This is a genomic window from Nocardia sp. XZ_19_231 (assembly GCF_015355705.1).
GTDB lineage: Bacteria > Actinomycetota > Actinomycetes > Mycobacteriales > Mycobacteriaceae > Nocardia > Nocardia salmonicida.
This window is the reverse complement of record NZ_JACUZI010000022.1, coordinates 1-1,217: the sequence shown is the minus strand read 5'-3', so window position 1 is coordinate 1,217 and position 1,217 is coordinate 1. Positions and strand designations below refer to the sequence as shown.

The following is a 1,217-nucleotide window of genomic DNA, read 5'->3' as shown; positions in this document are numbered from 1 at the left end:
ATGTGCGACTAAATTTCGCCCTATTCAGACTCGCTTTCGCTACGGCTACCCCTCGACGGGTTAACCTCGCCACACACCGATGACTCGCAGGCTCATTCTTCAAAAGGCACGCCATCACCCCACACAATCAAGTTGCGAAGGCTTTGACGGATTGTAAGCGCACGGTTTCAGGTACTATTTCACTCCCCTCCCGGGGTACTTTTCACCTTTCCCTCACGGTACTAGTCCGCTATCGGTCACCAGGGAGTATTCAGGCTTACCGGGTGGTCCCGGCAGATTCACAGCAGATTTCACGGGCCCGCTGCTACTCGGGAGACATCCACAACAGCCAAGAAGTTTTCGTTTACCGGACTATCACCGTCTATGGCAGGCCGTTCCAGACCACTTCAACTAACCACTTGGTTTCTTACTGTTGCCCTGATCGGCAGATCAGAGAAGAATGTTCCCACTACCCCAGCTAGACAACAACTGCCGTCTATCACATCTAACTGGTTTAGCCTCATCCGCTTTCGCTCGCCACTACTCACGGAATCACTGTTGTTTTCTCTTCCTGTGGGTACTGAGATGTTTCACTTCCCCACGTTCCCTCCACACACCCTATATATTCAGATGCGGGTAACACGACATCACTCGTGCTGGGTTTCCCCATTCGGAAATCCTCGGATCTCAGCTCGGTTGACAGCTCCCCGAGGCTTATCGCAGCCTCCTACGTCCTTCATCGGCTCCTGGTGCCAAGGCATCCACCGTACGCTCTTAAACACTTACTAACAAAGATGCTCGCGTCCACTGTGCAGTTCTCAAACAACACACCCGCATCGGATTGATTTCCTGACCTACTCACCAACCCGAAGGTTGCCGGCGGTTTCGAAGGAGATCCGAGCGGATCGTTATCTTGCCAGAAAGACACTCGCGTGTTCTTTCAGGACCCAACAGTGTGTCGATATATTCACCGCGATATCGGACTGAGCCGACACCATGATGCGAAGAAGTTTGTCAGCGTTCCACCCATGAGCGTCCGCAGCTCCACGAAAGGGAACTAAACGGTCTCTGACACAACCACTCTCGACTCTTCGAGGTGTTTGCGTAGATGTGCTCCTTAGAAAGGAGGTGATCCAGCCGCACCTTCCGGTACGGCTACCTTGTTACGACTTCGTCCCAATCGCCGATCCCACCTTCGACGGCTCCCTCCCACAAGGGGTTAGGCCACCGGCTTCGGG

At 53.7% G+C, this 1,217-nt stretch carries 2 rRNA genes; both read right to left on the bottom strand.

From position 1 onward, the window contains the following. Positions 1-767: ribosomal RNA gene (locus IBJ82_RS34370) — 23S ribosomal RNA — on the bottom strand; the annotation flags it as partial. 333 nt (positions 768-1,100) lie between these two features. Continuing rightward, a 16S ribosomal RNA gene (locus IBJ82_RS34365) occupies positions 1,101-1,217 on the bottom strand; the annotation flags it as partial.